Below are 12,314 nucleotides of genomic sequence, written 5' to 3' on the forward strand. Positions count from 1 at the left end.
GGGCGTTCGGCTCTGGCAGGTCGACAAATTTCTCCTTGACGTTCCGGATGGCTGAGGCCTTCACTCGGCTCGCAATTCGAAGAACCTCAAGGAGAATGCCAATGGCCGTCGATACATCCGCCCGCACCACCACCTGGACCTTTGTGGACGGCGAGTGGCTCGAGGGCAATCCGAAGCTCGTGGGCCCAACGTCGCATGCCATGTGGCTCGGTTCGACGGTTTTCGACGGCGCCCGGTGGTTCGACGGCATCGCGCCGGACCTCGATCTGCATTGCCAGCGCGTCAATCGTTCGGCGAAGAATATGGGCATGAAACCGGTGATGCAGGCCGAGGAAATCGAGGCGCTCGCCTGGGAAGGGGTGAAGAAGTTCGACGGCAGGACCGCGATCTACATCAAGCCGATGTATTGGAGCGAGCATGGCATGCCGTTCAGCGTCGTCACGGCCGACCCGGAATCGACCCGTTTCGCGCTCTGCCTCTTCGAGGCGCCGATGCACACCGCAAAACCCTCCTCGCTCACCGTTTCGCCCTATCGCCGCCCCAGCCCGGAAGTGGCGATGACCGCCGCCAAGACCGGCAGCCTTTACCCCAACAGCGGCCGCATGATCTTGGACGCCCGCAACCGCGGCTTCGACAATGCGCTTGCCCGCGACATGAACGGCAATGTCGCCGAAACCGCCTCGTCGAACATCTTCGTGGTCAAGGATGGGGTGGTGATGACGCCGGTCGCAAACGGCACCTTCCTTGCCGGCATCACCCGTTCGCGCGTCATCGGGCTGTTGCGGAAGGCAGGCTTCGACGTCCGTGAGACGACGCTGACCGTCGAGGACTTTACGGACGCCGACGAGATCTTCACCTCCGGCAACTATTCCAAGATCGTTCCGGTCAACCGGTTCGAAGATCGCCAGCTGCAGGAAGGCCCGGTCGCCCGCAAGGCGCTGGAGGTCTACATGGACTGGGCGCGTTCCACGACGGGCGACGACGTCTGAGGAAGGACGGCGACGGATCGAGAGAACGTCGGCGTACGTCAGCGCATCTTCTATGATCTGTCCGCGTCTGCCTGAGCGCGCCACGGCCGATCGATGCGGCGGCTCGGACCTTCGGCGCTGTTTTCCATCATGCCAACCTGCCATATTCCTGCGGCCGCCCCCAGCGCGCTTTCCCGCTAGAGGAACCGAACGGCGGCCGTCCCGATGATGATGAGCGAGACAGCGATCATCAGCGGCTTTACCGGCAGCCTCCTGACGATCAGTGCCCCAAGCGGAGCGGCAAGCACGCCGCCGATGATCAAGCCGACGGCCGAGGAAAGCTCCGACCAGCCGAGTGCCACAATGAAGGTCGCCGAAATGACGGTGGTGACGGCAAATTCAGTGAGATTGGTCGAGCCGATCACCTTTTTCGGATCGTGGCCGCGGCCGAGCAGGCTGCTTGTGACGATCGGCCCCCATCCGCCGCCGCCCATGGCGTCCAGCACGCCGCCGCCGGCGCCCACGAAGGGCACGATCCAGTCGCGCACGTCGCGCGGCCATCTCGGCTGAAATGCCTTGTACAAGATGAACAGGCCGACAGCGATCAGATAGGCCGAAACCAGGGGTTCGATCGCCTCGCCGTCGATGTTGGAGAGCATATAGGCCCCGATCGCCCCGCCGATCATGCCGGCCGGGGCCAGCCTCACGACAAGCCGCCAGTCGACATTGCGGTGGTAGAGATGCGAAAGCCCGGAGGCCGCTGTCGTAAAGCATTCGGTGACATGCGTCATTGCGCTTGCCACGGCAGGCGGCACGCCGACCGCGAGCAGGCTGGTGGTGGTCAGCACCCCGAAGGCCATTCCGAGCGCTCCGTCGACAATCTGCGCCAGGAAGCCGATGGCGATGAAAATCAGAAAGTCCGACGTCAGGAAATCGAGCGGCATGCAGCCTCCTCTTTTATCGCCTGCGGTCGCTCCCAATTCACGGATAGGATCAAAGGTTCCCGTTTGGCGGAACCAGCATATTGCCCCTCCTTATTTCGGCAGGGCCACCTTGAGCACGTCCGGCCCCAGCTCGCTGCCGAGTTCGACGGTCTTGGTCTTTTTGTCCATGACGCAGATATGGCTGATCTGAACCTTGGCGCCCTTCGCCTTGCCGGTGACGATCGCAAGGCCGAATTTTTCGCTGCCGAAGGGATCGACGACCGCTTTCGGGGCCTCGATCATGCCCTTGGCGGCGGCCTCGCATTTCTGCCCGACCTCCTTTGAGAACTCTGTCCACGCGTCGTCCGAGGAGGCGTATGCGGGGGCGAGGCCGGCTGCGATCATGAGGGTGGCAATGGCAAGTCGAGACGTCATGGCGGGGGCTCCGAATCGGTGATGTGGCTCTTTTCTTCTAAGCCCTAAATTCCGCAAGGTCTTGGCCTGATCTGCTTGATTTTTGGCAAGTTCACCGTTGCCTCTTGGCCGCAGCACTCCTATGTTCCCGCACGACCTCTATTCAAGGTGTTTGCCGAAAAGGAGTAAGACAATGGCTTTCGAACTTCCCGAACTCCCCTACGACTACGAAGCGCTTTCGCCCTACATGTCGAAGGAGACGCTGGAATTCCATCACGACAAGCACCACAAGGCCTATGTGGACACGGGCAACAAGCTCGCGGCCGAAGCCGGCATGGGCGACCTTTCGGTCGAGGAAGTGGTCAAGAAGTCCTTCGGCACCCATCAGACCCTCTTCAACAACGCCGCCCAGCACTACAACCACATCCATTTCTGGAAGTGGATGAAGAAGGGCGGTGGCGGCACCTCGCTGCCGGGCAAGCTGCAGGCCGCGATCGATAGCGACCTCGGCGGCTACGACAAGTTCAAGGCCGATCTCATTGCCGCCGGCACCACCCAGTTCGGCTCCGGCTGGGCCTGGGTTTCCGTCAAGGACGGCAAGCTCGTCATTTCGAAAACCCCGAACGGCGAAAATCCGCTGGTGCACGGCGCGGAGCCGATCCTTGGCGTCGACGTATGGGAACATTCCTATTACATCGACTACCGCAATGCCCGCCCGAAATACCTCGAAGCCTTCATCGACAGCCTGATCAACTGGGATTACGTGCTGGAACGCTACGAAGCGGCGGCGAAGTAACCTTTAAAAGTCGTCACCTCGGGTTTGACCCCGATGACCGCACCCGGCGTTTTCCAACGCCGGGTGTTTTTGTTCCGGGCGGTTGACGATCGTCACCCGTAACCTGAAGCACTTCAGGCCATTCGAGGTGCCGGTGAAGTCGCCCGACGAACTTGCCTTCTGACTGTTGCGGCGGCGCTGCGTCCCCGCTATCGACGTACCTGTCACATACCTGTCTTAACGCCGGTCTATTCCCGCTTCATGCCCCACGAAAAACCTCTTCTCCGCTTCGGCATCATCGCCGATCCGCAATATGCCGATGCCGAGCCCTGGGCGGAGCTTGACCGGTATTATCGCAACAGCCTGGCCAAACTTCAGCAGGCCATCGGCATTCTGAACGATGAGGATCTATCCTTCGTAGCGACGCTCGGCGATCTCATCGATCGCGACTGGGAGAGCTACGACGCGGTTCTCCCGCTCTATGAGGGCCTGCGCCACGAGAGTTTCCTGCTCCCCGGAAACCACGATTTTTTCCTGTCGCCGGAGCGGCTGGACGACGTTCACGCGCGGCTCGGCATGCCGGCGCCCTGGCATGATTTTTCCCGGGGCGGAGTCCGCTTCGTGGTGATCGACGGCAATGAGGTGAGTCTGTTTTCGACGCCGGGCGGCCATCCGCGCCATACTTTGGCGCAGCAGCGGCTGGAGGCGCTGCAGGCCGCGGGCGCGATCAACGCCAGGGAATGGAACGGCGGCATCGGCGAGGAACAGTTCGCCTGGCTGCAAGACACGCTGGCACGCGCCGATGCGGCTGGCGAGAAGGTCGTCGTCATGGGGCACTATCCGCTTTATCCGGCAAACGAACATAACCTCTGGGACCACGAGCGGCTCACCCAGCTATTTGCCCGTTCGGGCAATGTGCTGGCCTATCTGAACGGCCACAACCATGCCGGAAATCTCGGCCGCGACGGCACGACCTGGTATATCAATTTTAAGGGCATGGTCGATACCGAGACGGAAAACACCTTCGCCGTCGTCGAAATCTTTCCCGACCGCATGGAGATTATCGGTCATGGACGTGAGGAAAGCCGCACGCTTTCCTTCTAATGTGGAGTATCCCGCGGACCGCGACAGGCTTCAGGCTGGTTCCGATGCGGTCCAGCCCTGTACCCACAAGGCTCTCAGTCTCTCCCCCTGGCCGTGGAAGAAATCGTCCGCTGGGCCGCAATGCTCCACCCGGTCGGCGCGAAAATTGCGGATCGCCTGTCGAAGCTCACACCAGGCGACGATATTGGCGGTCTGCGAATAATAGATGAGCGCGATCGGCCGGATCGTCCGCTCCGTCGCCCGACCCAGCTCGTCGCGGTAGTCGAGCGCCAGCTTCTGCTCGTCGCGGATCGCCCGGCGCACCATGGCAAGGTCGACCGCTTCCGGCACCGGTGCCGGCGAACCCCAGGCATGCAGCGCGTTGTCGGAAAACAGCCCGGCGAGCGGCGGCGGCACGACTCCGGCGATCTTGCGGTTCACCTGCTTGGCCGCCTGTTTGAGGCCGGTGTCGCCGGTGCGCTCGAGAAGCGCCAGCGCCAGCACGATCGCCTCCGTCTCCTCGATCGACAGCATCAGCGGCGGCAGCGTAAAGCCCGGCCGAAGGATATAGCCGATGCCGCGCCCACCCTCGATCGGCACCCGCATCCCCTGAAGTGCAGCAATATCCCGGTAGATGGAGCGCACAGTCACCTCGAGCTGCGCCGCGATTTCGGCCGCCGTCACGGGCTTCCTGGCAAGTCGCAGAATCTGGATGATCTCGAAGAGGCGCGACGCCTTGCGCATGCTTTTTCCTGTCGCCGAAATGACGCCAACTGACAGAACGCTGTCAGTTGGCTTGACGTATAGGACCTCATATCCGGTTGAAAAACAAGGTTTCCCCTTTCCGGAGACCAAAAGTGCGACAAGAGAAACTGACATGACCTATACGGAAAACCTCTGGCTCTTCTTCACCCTCCTCTTCGGCATCATCGTGGTGCCGGGCATGGACATGATCTTCGTGCTCGCCAATGCGCTCACCCGTGGCCGGACTGCCGGTCTTGCCGCCACCGCCGGCATCATGCTGGGCGGGCTGGTGCATTCGCTCTACGGCGCAATCGGCGTCGGACTGCTGGCAAGCCTGATGCCGGTGCTGTTCAGGCCGCTCCTTATTCTCGGAGCGCTCTATATGGCCTGGATCGGCATCAGCCTGATCCGCAGTTCCATCACAGTCGATCACGTAGGGCCTGCCGACACCCGCTCCAACTGGGATGCGTTCCGGCGCGGTGCCGTCACCTGCCTTATCAACCCGAAGGCCTATCTCTTCATGCTCGCGGTCTATCCGCAGTTCCTGCGCCCCGATTTCGGTCCCCTCGCGCCGCAGGCAGCGGTCATGGCGGTGATGACGTCGGCGACCCAACTCGCGATCTATGGCGGGCTGGCAGTGGTGGCCGGCAGGGCTCGAACGCTTCTCGTCGGCAACAGCAACGCCACCATCTGGGTCGGGCGGACCGCCGGCCTGCTGCTGCTCGGCGTCTCGCTTCTCACCCTGTGGGAGGGCTTGAAGGGGTGATAGCTGCTCAGCCGAGGAGCGAACGCCGCAGCGGCCCCCAGCTAGAGATTTGATTCCTAAGGCGATCTCACCGTTTTGTTACTTCTTTGTCATCGGCCGGACGGTCATGGTGCGGCGCATCGTAGAGACCGCCCGGATTCGATGCCAAAGAGGAGAATGTCTTTCATGCGACTTAAATCGATTGCCCTCGCTGCCGTTGTCGGCTGTCTTGGTTTGTCCGCTGCCATTGCCCAGGAGGAACCTCAGGTTCGGCGCCAGAGCCAGATGAAAGCCGTAGGCGGCGCACTCGGCGCGCTCGGCGGCATCGCCAAGGGTCAGAAGCCGTACGAGGCCGAGACCGTAAAAGCGGCGCTGACGACCATCAGCACGACCATGAAGGTTTTTCCCGATCAATTTCCTGCTGGCTCGGAAGCAGGTTCGGAAACGGAAGCTGCTCCGGCGGTCTGGCAGAACCCCAAGGACTTCCACGCCAAGGCGGAAAAGCTCGCTGCCGAAGCGGATAAGCTGCTGGCCGCCGTCCCGGCCGATCAGGCCGGCGTCGGCGCGGCGATGAACGCTCTTGGAGGCACCTGCAGCGACTGTCACCAGACCTATCGCGTGAAGAAGTAGCCGCTTGCGGGGCGGCTGCAAGCCGCTCCGCCGTTCCGGCCCTTCGTCTATTGCGAAATATTGAATATTATCACCGCCTTGTTACTTCCTCCCGCCGAGCACCCATCGCATCGTGAGCCGTTGTCAACAGGCCGGCCCTGCCGGCTCACGGGAGGAATGTGCACATGCAGTTGAGGTCTTATACCATTGCGGCGGCTGCCGCCTGTCTCTGTCTGTCCACGGCGTTCGCGCAGGAGGATGCGATCGCTGCCCGGCAAAAGCTGATGAAGGAAAACGGGCAGTCGGCCGGCGCTCTGGGTGCGATCGCCAAGGGCGAGAAGCCATATGATGCGACGGTTGTGAAAACGGCGCTGACGACCATCAGCACCAATATCAAAGCATTTCCGGAGCAATTTCCGGCAGGCTCGGACAAAGGAAAGACCAAGGCGCTACCGGCGATTTGGGAAAAGCCGGATGACTTCCGCGCTCTGGCGACAAAGCTCGGGTCGGAAGCCGATGCGCTGCTTGCATCCATGCCGGCCGATAAGGCAGGTGTTGCGGCAGCATTGGGACGGTTGGGTCCGATCTGTTCCGACTGTCACAAGACCTACCGGGCTCCCATGAACTGATCGGTGGGACCGGACGCCGGCGGCGGTCCGCCGCCGGCCTTCACGAACTTTCAAGGAGAAGATCATGGCGTCTCGGTGGGCGAAAGTCTTGGTGGCCGGCGCGGTCGTTGTGGCGGTCGGCGCCGGGATAGCCTGGGCGCTCACGAAACCCGATCCTCATCCGGAAAGCTATTGGGCCAATCTCGGGGATCCGGATCTCGGCGCCGGCGAACAGCTGTTCTGGGCCGGCGGTTGCGCGGGCTGTCACGCCGCGACCGGCGCCAAGGGAGACGCCTTGAAGGTGATGTCGGGGGGACGCGCGCTGCCCAGTCCCTTCGGCACCTTCCATATCCCGAATATCTCCCCGGACCCGCAGGCAGGCATCGGCAACTGGACGCTGGCGCAATTCGGCAACGCCATGACCCGCGGTGTCGGTCCGGACGGCGAGCATCTCTATCCGTCCTTTCCCTACGGCTCCTATGCCCGCCTTTCGGCGAAGGATATCAACGATCTCTTCGGTTACCTGAAGACGCTGCCGGCAAATTCCAACGCCGCTCCGCCGCACGAACTTGCTTTCCCCTACAATATCCGCCTTGGCGTCGGCGTCTGGAAATATCTCTATTTCAACGACCAGCCGCGCGTTGCGCTGGCTTCGACCGATGAGAAAGTAAAGCGCGGTCAGTTCCTCGTGGAAGGACCGGGCCATTGCGGCGAATGTCATACACCGCGCGACCCCATGGGCGGCTTCCAGCCCGACCGCTGGCTGGCCGGCGGTCCAAATCCGGAAGGCAAGGGCAGCATCCCCAATATCACCTCTGGGAGCAAGGATGTCGGGTCCTGGAGCGAGGGCGACATTGCCGCCTATCTCGAAACCGGCTTCACGCCCGACTTCGACAGCGTCGGCGGCTCCATGGTCGAGGTCCAGCAGAACATCGCGCATCTGCCGAAGAGCGATCTGGAAGCTATCGCGGCTTATCTGAAGGCGGTGCCGCCTGTAGAGTGAGGTGCTTGCAAAAAATGCTATCATCTACTACTTTGTCTATATGAACGGCAAGCACCGCAAGACACTGGAAGCTGTCTTTAGGGATCCGGTATCCGGAACGCTCGAATGGGCGGCTATCGAGAGCTTGCTTGTTGCTGCTGGTTGCGTCGTCATTGAGGGGAGCGGGTCTCGTGTCCGTTTTGACAGGGACGGGGAGATCGAGACTTTCCATCGACCGCATCCAGCTAAGGAAGCAAAGCGCTATCAAGTGCGTGCAGCACGTACTTACTTGATCCGTCTAGGGATAATGCCATGACGAATGTAATGACTTACAAGGGTTACTCCGCTCGTATTGAATACGATGACGAGGACGGCATCCTGTTTGGCCAGATTTCCGGCATCCGCGACGGTGTCGGTTTCCACGCGGATAGTGTGGACCAACTGCGGACTGCTTTTCGTGAAGCGGTCGACGACTATATCGAGACCTGTGCCAAAGTCGGTAAGGAACCGCAGAAACCTTATTCAGGAAAGATGATGTTCCGCGTGAGCCCCGAAATCCATAGGCGCGCCGCTCAAGCTGCGGAACTTGCCGGTAAAAGCCTGAATGAGTGGGCAGGAGAGGTACTGGCCAAGGCGGCCGGATAGACCTTGGCCAGTCGCGCGTTTATGCCAGCGCCTGCATATAGCGCATGCCGGTCACCGGGCGCGGCTTGAAATCCATATGCTCGTAGAAGCGGTGCGCTGCGAAATTGCCGGTCGCGGCGCTGACCGAAAGGTAGTCGCAGCCGGCGTTCTTGGCGATTTCGCGGGCGCGCGCGACGAGGTGTTGGCCGATGCCGTGGCCGCGATGACCGTCGCGCACGAAAAGATGGTGAAGGTCCATGCCGCGTGTGCCTTCCTGGGCCCTGTAGAGCGGCACGAGAATGGCGTAACCGATCAATCCCGAACCGGTATCGGCAACAAGCGCGGTGATCCAGGGCATGGGACCGAAAAGGTCGCGTTCCAGCTTTTCGGGCGTGATGGCGGCGGGGTCGTTGTGATGGGCGGCCAGCGCCGCGATCATCTCGTTGAGTTCCGGCAGGTCTCGCGATTTCGCGCTGCGGATGGTCACAACGGGCGGTCTGAGCAGTGAGATTTCGGTATCTTCGGTCATTTCCGGCATCCTTTTTCGGTCTTATTTCGCCGTCAGGTGCCGTTTCTCATGAACAAAGCCGCCTGACGGCGGCTTGTTGACATGATGATCTGTCGAGCCGCCCCTTAGAGGTAGGCCCAAAAATACGAGCAGGCGATGATGGTGCGCGTCTTGATCATGCGCGTTGAATGCTCCCGATCGAGGAACTTGTCAAGCGCGATTAAGAATGGCCGACGGCCCGTTAGTGCTCACTCTCGCAAAGTCCGTGATCCGATAGGGCGCGGATCACGTAACATTCCTCGATCGAATGGCCGCCGTCGCAATGGGAGACGATCCGGTCGAGTTCCTGCTCCAGCTTCCTCAGCCTTGCGATCTTTTCGCGCACCGCCGCCAGATGTTCGGCGGCGATCCTGTCGGCATCGGCGCAGGGTTGCTGCGAATGTTCGCTCAATCGGATGAGCTCGCGGATTGCAGGAATGTCGAGGCCGAGGTCGCGGGCATGGCGGATGAAGGCAAGCCGCTCCAGATCGCTCCTTTCGTAGCGCCGCTGATTGCCTTCCGAGCGTTCGGCCGCTTTCAAGAGGCCCATCTGCTCGTAGTAGCGAATGGTCGGTACCTTCACGCCCGTCCGTTTTGAGAGACTACCGATCGACAACATGGCGAAAATTCCTCTTGAAGCTCTAGTGACTATAGGAATTATCTAGGTGGTCACTGAACAAGGCGCAAGCGGAGAGGTGACGTCATGGACGCAAGCTGCAGATATTGCCACGGCAGGTTCGAAGAATTTTCCAGAGGTCATTTCCGGGCCTTCTGGGTGCTCGTCGCCATCGCTGCCGGTTTCTGGCTGGTCTTGGCGATAGAGGTCCTCAGGCGTTCGCCGGCGGATCGCCGGCACTGGGACGAGCGGGAAGGAGGCGGCTCCTTCGTGGGGGGTACTTCTTCGCGCTAGACGGCATGACCCGATTTGCATTCTGATAAGACTCCAAATAGCCTACCCCCCTATATTACCTTTCGGAGCAACCATGGCCCATACCATTCGGGAAAAGTCAAAGCTTCTGGCGCGGGTGCGCCGATTGAAGGGGCAGATGGAGGCGGTCGAACGGGCACTGGAGGCGGAGGCGCCTTGCGGTGAAGTATTGCGTCAGCTCGCTTCGATTCGCGGCGCGCTCGCCGGCCTCACCGGCGAGGTGATGGAGGATCACCTTCATGAGCACGTTCTGCACGCTGCAGATGAGAAAGAGAGGGCGCAGGCGGCGGAAGAACTCGCCGAGGCGCTCAGAACCTATATCCGCTAACCGGGGTCGACAAAAAAGGGGAGAACCGCGATGGCCCATTCCGTCGAAGAATTGAAGCACGACCACGTATTTCTCGGCGCCGATCACGAGCGCAACGAACGCAGGGTCTGGCTGGTGATTGCGCTGACCGCAACGATGATGGTGGCGGAGATTGCCGCCGGTTCGATCTTCGGTTCGATGGCGTTGACGGCCGATGGCTGGCATATGTCGACGCATGCGGGTGCGATGCTAATTTCGGCGCTCGCTTATGTTTACGCCCGTCGGCAGGCCCGCAATCCGCGCTATACCTTCGGGACGGGCAAGCTCGGCGATCTTGCGGGATTTGCGAGCGCCATCGTACTGGCGCTGATCGCGCTTCTGATCGCCTGGGAAAGCGCCATTCGTCTCGCCCGTCCTGTTCCGATCGATTTCAACCAGGCGATTCTGGTCGCCATCCTGGGGCTGGCGGTCAATCTGCTGAGCGCCTGGCTTTTGCGAGAGGATCACCATCATGGCCATCACCATCATCATGATGCCCATGGACATGACGGCGGCCATCGCCACGGCGACGACCACGGGCATGATCACGGCGGGCACGATCACGCCCATCATGCCGAAGACCACAATCTGCGCGCGGCCTACCTGCATGTGCTCGCCGACGCGCTGACCTCGGTGCTGGCGATCCTGGCGCTGATTCTCGGGCGCAGCTACGGCTGGGATATGCTCGATCCGGTGATGGGGATTGTCGGGGGGCTCGTGATCGCGCGCTGGTCCTGGGGACTGATCCGCGCCACCGCCGGGGTTCTCCTGGATGCCCAGCCGGATGACGATGACCTTGCCGGCGAAATCCGCCGGAACGTGGAAACGGAGGAAGACCGGATTGCCGACTTGCATGTCTGGCAGGTGGGGCCGGGGCATCATGCGGCGATCGTCGCCCTGATAACGCCAAAACCGCGGCCGCCTTCCTTTTATAAGGAGAAACTCCGGGCGATGACGAACCTGTCGCATGTCACGGTGGAGGTAACGCCGGCGGATGCGGCATAAAGCAATTTGGGGAGAAACGGAAACCGGTTTCCGTTTTTCGGTGGATCGGAAAGGATCAGGCGAATTCCTGGTAGATACCTTCGACCCAGTCCTGCGGAACGGCCGGCATCGGCTGCTCGGCTACAGACGAACCGGTCTCGCCGGTTTCCATGACCCAGAGCGCATTGGCAAGCGATGAGGAAAGCAGCGTGCTGCTGCCGGTCAACGCGTTGGGAGAGCGCTGAATGGGCAGCGCCTCCCGTTGGGGCGCTTCTTCCGTCTTCCGGTCCACCTCTTGCGTCCGGTTGGGATAATAATAGCCGCTGAGGCCGCTATCGATCTTCATGGCAAAACGCGCCTGTGTTCAGAATGGTTAACGAAGGGTTAACGTCCGAAGCTTGCGCGAGGCTTGCGGCGAGTGTTTTGGCTTGACGGCGGACTCTTGACAAAGAAGTACAACCGGCCCGTGCTTCGCGCCGGTTCCTTATATGTTCATGCCTTGGAGAAATCCGTCGATGATCGTCGTCGTCAGCCGCTGATTGTTCCGGTACCAGCTGTCTTCGGTAAAAAAGACCGGTTCGGCCGGATCCCAGCCGCTCATGGTGAAATCGCTCTGGCGGGAGAAGAAGGCGACGAACTCTTCCTCCGTAGACCATGTGGCGATGGCCGCGCCCGGAAAACAGCCATCCTGGATATCGCAAAGAATAATGCCGGCATCCGTGCGGATCAGTCCGTGGCCGCAGAAATCGCGGTGGAATTGGTGAATCAGGCCTTCGCCGATTTTCGCTCGCTGCAACTGGTCCCAGAGCTGGCGCGCCCTTTCCGCACCGAGCGGCTTGCAGGACAGCAAGTTGCGCAGTTCGGCCGCTCGACTATCCATCTCCTCGTCGCTGGCGTTGATGAGAGGGTAGGGCGGCCAGTCGGCAGCCGTGCTCCTTCGCTGTCGCCAGATGGACCAGGAGATCGTCCCGACGACATAGATGATGACGGCGAAACAGACGATCGGAATGATGATGCCCGCCATGCCGCCCGCT

At 61.1% G+C, this 12,314-nt stretch carries 19 protein-coding genes; 12 read left to right on the forward strand and 7 right to left on the reverse strand.

Annotation, left to right across the window (positions count from 1 at the left end; genetic code table 11):
* Window positions 1-101: 101 nt before the first annotated feature.
* Window positions 102-989 (forward strand): branched-chain amino acid aminotransferase, encoded by an 888-nt coding sequence (locus EDE09_RS11790; RefSeq protein ID WP_132410562.1) that lies wholly within the window; start codon window positions 102-104, stop codon window positions 987-989.
* 176 nt (window positions 990-1,165) lie between these two features.
* Here the strand turns inward: EDE09_RS11790 and EDE09_RS11795 are convergent, their stop codons facing one another.
* Together EDE09_RS11795 and EDE09_RS11800 are read right to left on the reverse strand one after the other, a co-directional pair.
* The gene (locus EDE09_RS11795; protein WP_112802907.1) at window positions 1,166-1,897 is read right to left on the reverse strand and encodes a sulfite exporter TauE/SafE family protein; all 732 of its coding nucleotides are present in this window, start codon (window positions 1,895-1,897) and stop codon (window positions 1,166-1,168) included.
* Between the two features lie 105 nt (window positions 1,898-2,002).
* On the reverse strand, window positions 2,003-2,326 hold the full coding sequence (locus EDE09_RS11800) for a hypothetical protein (RefSeq protein WP_132410564.1): 324 nt from the start codon (window positions 2,324-2,326) through the stop codon (window positions 2,003-2,005).
* A gap of 172 nt (window positions 2,327-2,498) precedes the next feature.
* Here EDE09_RS11800 and EDE09_RS11805 point away from each other — a divergent pair, with 172 nt between their 5' ends.
* Window positions 2,499-3,101, forward strand: a complete 603-nt coding sequence (locus EDE09_RS11805) for a superoxide dismutase (protein WP_112802687.1) — start codon at window positions 2,499-2,501, stop codon at window positions 3,099-3,101.
* 240 nt (window positions 3,102-3,341) lie between these two features.
* Window positions 3,342-4,184 (forward strand): metallophosphoesterase, encoded by an 843-nt coding sequence (locus EDE09_RS11810; protein ID WP_132410566.1) that lies wholly within the window; start codon window positions 3,342-3,344, stop codon window positions 4,182-4,184.
* Between the two features lie 30 nt (window positions 4,185-4,214).
* Here the strand turns inward: EDE09_RS11810 and EDE09_RS11815 are convergent, their stop codons facing one another.
* Window positions 4,215-4,907, reverse strand: coding sequence for a YafY family protein (locus EDE09_RS11815; RefSeq protein WP_112802691.1), 693 nt, complete (start codon window positions 4,905-4,907; stop codon window positions 4,215-4,217).
* A 133-nt stretch (window positions 4,908-5,040) separates the two neighbouring features.
* Between EDE09_RS11815 and EDE09_RS11820 the strand changes: the two genes are divergently transcribed.
* From EDE09_RS11820 to EDE09_RS11845, 6 genes are all read left to right on the forward strand, one after another.
* Entirely contained in the window at window positions 5,041-5,673 is a 633-nt protein-coding gene (locus EDE09_RS11820; RefSeq protein ID WP_132410568.1) for a LysE family translocator, read from the forward strand.
* A gap of 165 nt (window positions 5,674-5,838) precedes the next feature.
* Window positions 5,839-6,282 (forward strand): cytochrome c, encoded by a 444-nt coding sequence (locus EDE09_RS11825; RefSeq protein WP_112802695.1) that lies wholly within the window; start codon window positions 5,839-5,841, stop codon window positions 6,280-6,282.
* Between the two features lie 164 nt (window positions 6,283-6,446).
* The gene (locus EDE09_RS11830) at window positions 6,447-6,890 is read left to right on the forward strand and encodes a cytochrome c (protein WP_132410571.1); all 444 of its coding nucleotides are present in this window, start codon (window positions 6,447-6,449) and stop codon (window positions 6,888-6,890) included.
* Window positions 6,891-6,954: 64 nt separating this feature from the next.
* The gene (locus tag EDE09_RS11835) at window positions 6,955-7,872 is read left to right on the forward strand and encodes a cytochrome c (RefSeq protein ID WP_112802700.1); all 918 of its coding nucleotides are present in this window, start codon (window positions 6,955-6,957) and stop codon (window positions 7,870-7,872) included.
* Window positions 7,873-7,912: 40 nt separating this feature from the next.
* Window positions 7,913-8,167, forward strand: coding sequence for a type II toxin-antitoxin system HicA family toxin (locus EDE09_RS11840; RefSeq protein WP_105371848.1), 255 nt, complete (start codon window positions 7,913-7,915; stop codon window positions 8,165-8,167).
* On the forward strand, window positions 8,164-8,496 hold the full coding sequence (locus EDE09_RS11845; protein ID WP_105371742.1) for a type II toxin-antitoxin system HicB family antitoxin: 333 nt from the start codon (window positions 8,164-8,166) through the stop codon (window positions 8,494-8,496). The genes EDE09_RS11840 and EDE09_RS11845 overlap by 4 nt, the downstream gene beginning before the upstream one ends.
* Before the next feature lie 19 nt (window positions 8,497-8,515).
* Here the strand turns inward: EDE09_RS11845 and EDE09_RS11850 are convergent, their stop codons facing one another.
* Window positions 8,516-9,013: a GNAT family N-acetyltransferase gene (locus EDE09_RS11850; protein WP_112802702.1), complete on the reverse strand. Its 498-nt coding sequence runs from the start codon at window positions 9,011-9,013 to the stop codon at window positions 8,516-8,518.
* Window positions 9,014-9,224: 211 nt separating this feature from the next.
* Entirely contained in the window at window positions 9,225-9,641 is a 417-nt protein-coding gene (locus EDE09_RS11855) for a helix-turn-helix domain-containing protein (protein WP_112802705.1), read from the reverse strand.
* Window positions 9,642-9,725: 84 nt separating this feature from the next.
* Between EDE09_RS11855 and EDE09_RS11860 the strand changes: the two genes are divergently transcribed.
* The 3 genes from EDE09_RS11860 to dmeF all read left to right on the forward strand — a co-directional run bounded on the left by EDE09_RS11860 (window position 9,726) and on the right by dmeF (window position 11,301).
* Window positions 9,726-9,932, forward strand: a complete 207-nt coding sequence (locus tag EDE09_RS11860) for a hypothetical protein (protein ID WP_105371739.1) — start codon at window positions 9,726-9,728, stop codon at window positions 9,930-9,932.
* 73 nt (window positions 9,933-10,005) lie between these two features.
* Window positions 10,006-10,278: a Ni(II)/Co(II)-sensing transcriptional repressor DmeR gene (gene dmeR, locus EDE09_RS11865; protein WP_112802707.1), complete on the forward strand. Its 273-nt coding sequence runs from the start codon at window positions 10,006-10,008 to the stop codon at window positions 10,276-10,278.
* Between the two features lie 30 nt (window positions 10,279-10,308).
* Window positions 10,309-11,301 carry a CDF family Co(II)/Ni(II) efflux transporter DmeF gene (gene dmeF, locus EDE09_RS11870; RefSeq protein ID WP_132410573.1) on the forward strand — a complete coding sequence of 331 codons (993 nt, stop codon included), beginning with the start codon at window positions 10,309-10,311 and terminating at the stop codon, window positions 11,299-11,301.
* Window positions 11,302-11,356: 55 nt separating this feature from the next.
* Here dmeF and EDE09_RS11875 read toward each other — a convergent pair whose 3' ends face one another.
* Both EDE09_RS11875 and EDE09_RS11880 read right to left on the reverse strand, forming a co-directional pair.
* Window positions 11,357-11,626: a hypothetical protein gene (locus tag EDE09_RS11875; RefSeq protein ID WP_105371736.1), complete on the reverse strand. Its 270-nt coding sequence runs from the start codon at window positions 11,624-11,626 to the stop codon at window positions 11,357-11,359.
* 138 nt (window positions 11,627-11,764) lie between these two features.
* Complete coding sequence (locus EDE09_RS11880; protein ID WP_132410575.1) at window positions 11,765-12,304, reverse strand: hypothetical protein; 540 nt, start codon at window positions 12,302-12,304, stop codon at window positions 11,765-11,767.
* Between the last annotated feature and the right edge of the window lie 10 nt (window positions 12,305-12,314).

The organism is Neorhizobium sp. S3-V5DH (assembly GCF_004343065.1).
GTDB lineage: Bacteria > Pseudomonadota > Alphaproteobacteria > Rhizobiales > Rhizobiaceae > Neorhizobium > Neorhizobium huautlense.

Bases quoted from the DNA above. Each gene is read 5' to 3' on its own strand.
- EDE09_RS11855 (WP_112802705.1), bottom strand. From the start codon at position 9,641: ATGTTGTCGATCGGTAGTCTCTCAAAACGGACGGGCGTGAAGGTACCG.
- EDE09_RS11825 (WP_112802695.1), top strand. From the start codon at position 5,839: ATGCGACTTAAATCGATTGCCCTCGCTGCCGTTGTCGGCTGTCTTGGT.
- EDE09_RS11805 (WP_112802687.1), top strand. From the start codon at position 2,499: ATGGCTTTCGAACTTCCCGAACTCCCCTACGACTACGAAGCGCTTTCG.
- EDE09_RS11815 (WP_112802691.1), bottom strand. From the start codon at position 4,907: ATGCGCAAGGCGTCGCGCCTCTTCGAGATCATCCAGATTCTGCGACTT.
- EDE09_RS11835 (WP_112802700.1), top strand. From the start codon at position 6,955: ATGGCGTCTCGGTGGGCGAAAGTCTTGGTGGCCGGCGCGGTCGTTGTG.
- dmeR (WP_112802707.1), top strand. From the start codon at position 10,006: ATGGCCCATACCATTCGGGAAAAGTCAAAGCTTCTGGCGCGGGTGCGC.
- EDE09_RS11850 (WP_112802702.1), bottom strand. From the start codon at position 9,013: ATGCCGGAAATGACCGAAGATACCGAAATCTCACTGCTCAGACCGCCC.
- EDE09_RS11860 (WP_105371739.1), top strand. From the start codon at position 9,726: ATGGACGCAAGCTGCAGATATTGCCACGGCAGGTTCGAAGAATTTTCC.
- EDE09_RS11820 (WP_132410568.1), top strand. From the start codon at position 5,041: ATGACCTATACGGAAAACCTCTGGCTCTTCTTCACCCTCCTCTTCGGC.
- EDE09_RS11880 (WP_132410575.1), bottom strand. From the start codon at position 12,304: ATGGCGGGCATCATCATTCCGATCGTCTGTTTCGCCGTCATCATCTAT.
- EDE09_RS11810 (WP_132410566.1), top strand. From the start codon at position 3,342: ATGCCCCACGAAAAACCTCTTCTCCGCTTCGGCATCATCGCCGATCCG.
- EDE09_RS11840 (WP_105371848.1), top strand. From the start codon at position 7,913: ATGAACGGCAAGCACCGCAAGACACTGGAAGCTGTCTTTAGGGATCCG.
- dmeF (WP_132410573.1), top strand. From the start codon at position 10,309: ATGGCCCATTCCGTCGAAGAATTGAAGCACGACCACGTATTTCTCGGC.
- EDE09_RS11875 (WP_105371736.1), bottom strand. From the start codon at position 11,626: ATGAAGATCGATAGCGGCCTCAGCGGCTATTATTATCCCAACCGGACG.
- EDE09_RS11845 (WP_105371742.1), top strand. From the start codon at position 8,164: ATGACGAATGTAATGACTTACAAGGGTTACTCCGCTCGTATTGAATAC.
- EDE09_RS11800 (WP_132410564.1), bottom strand. From the start codon at position 2,326: ATGACGTCTCGACTTGCCATTGCCACCCTCATGATCGCAGCCGGCCTC.
- EDE09_RS11790 (WP_132410562.1), top strand. From the start codon at position 102: ATGGCCGTCGATACATCCGCCCGCACCACCACCTGGACCTTTGTGGAC.
- EDE09_RS11830 (WP_132410571.1), top strand. From the start codon at position 6,447: ATGCAGTTGAGGTCTTATACCATTGCGGCGGCTGCCGCCTGTCTCTGT.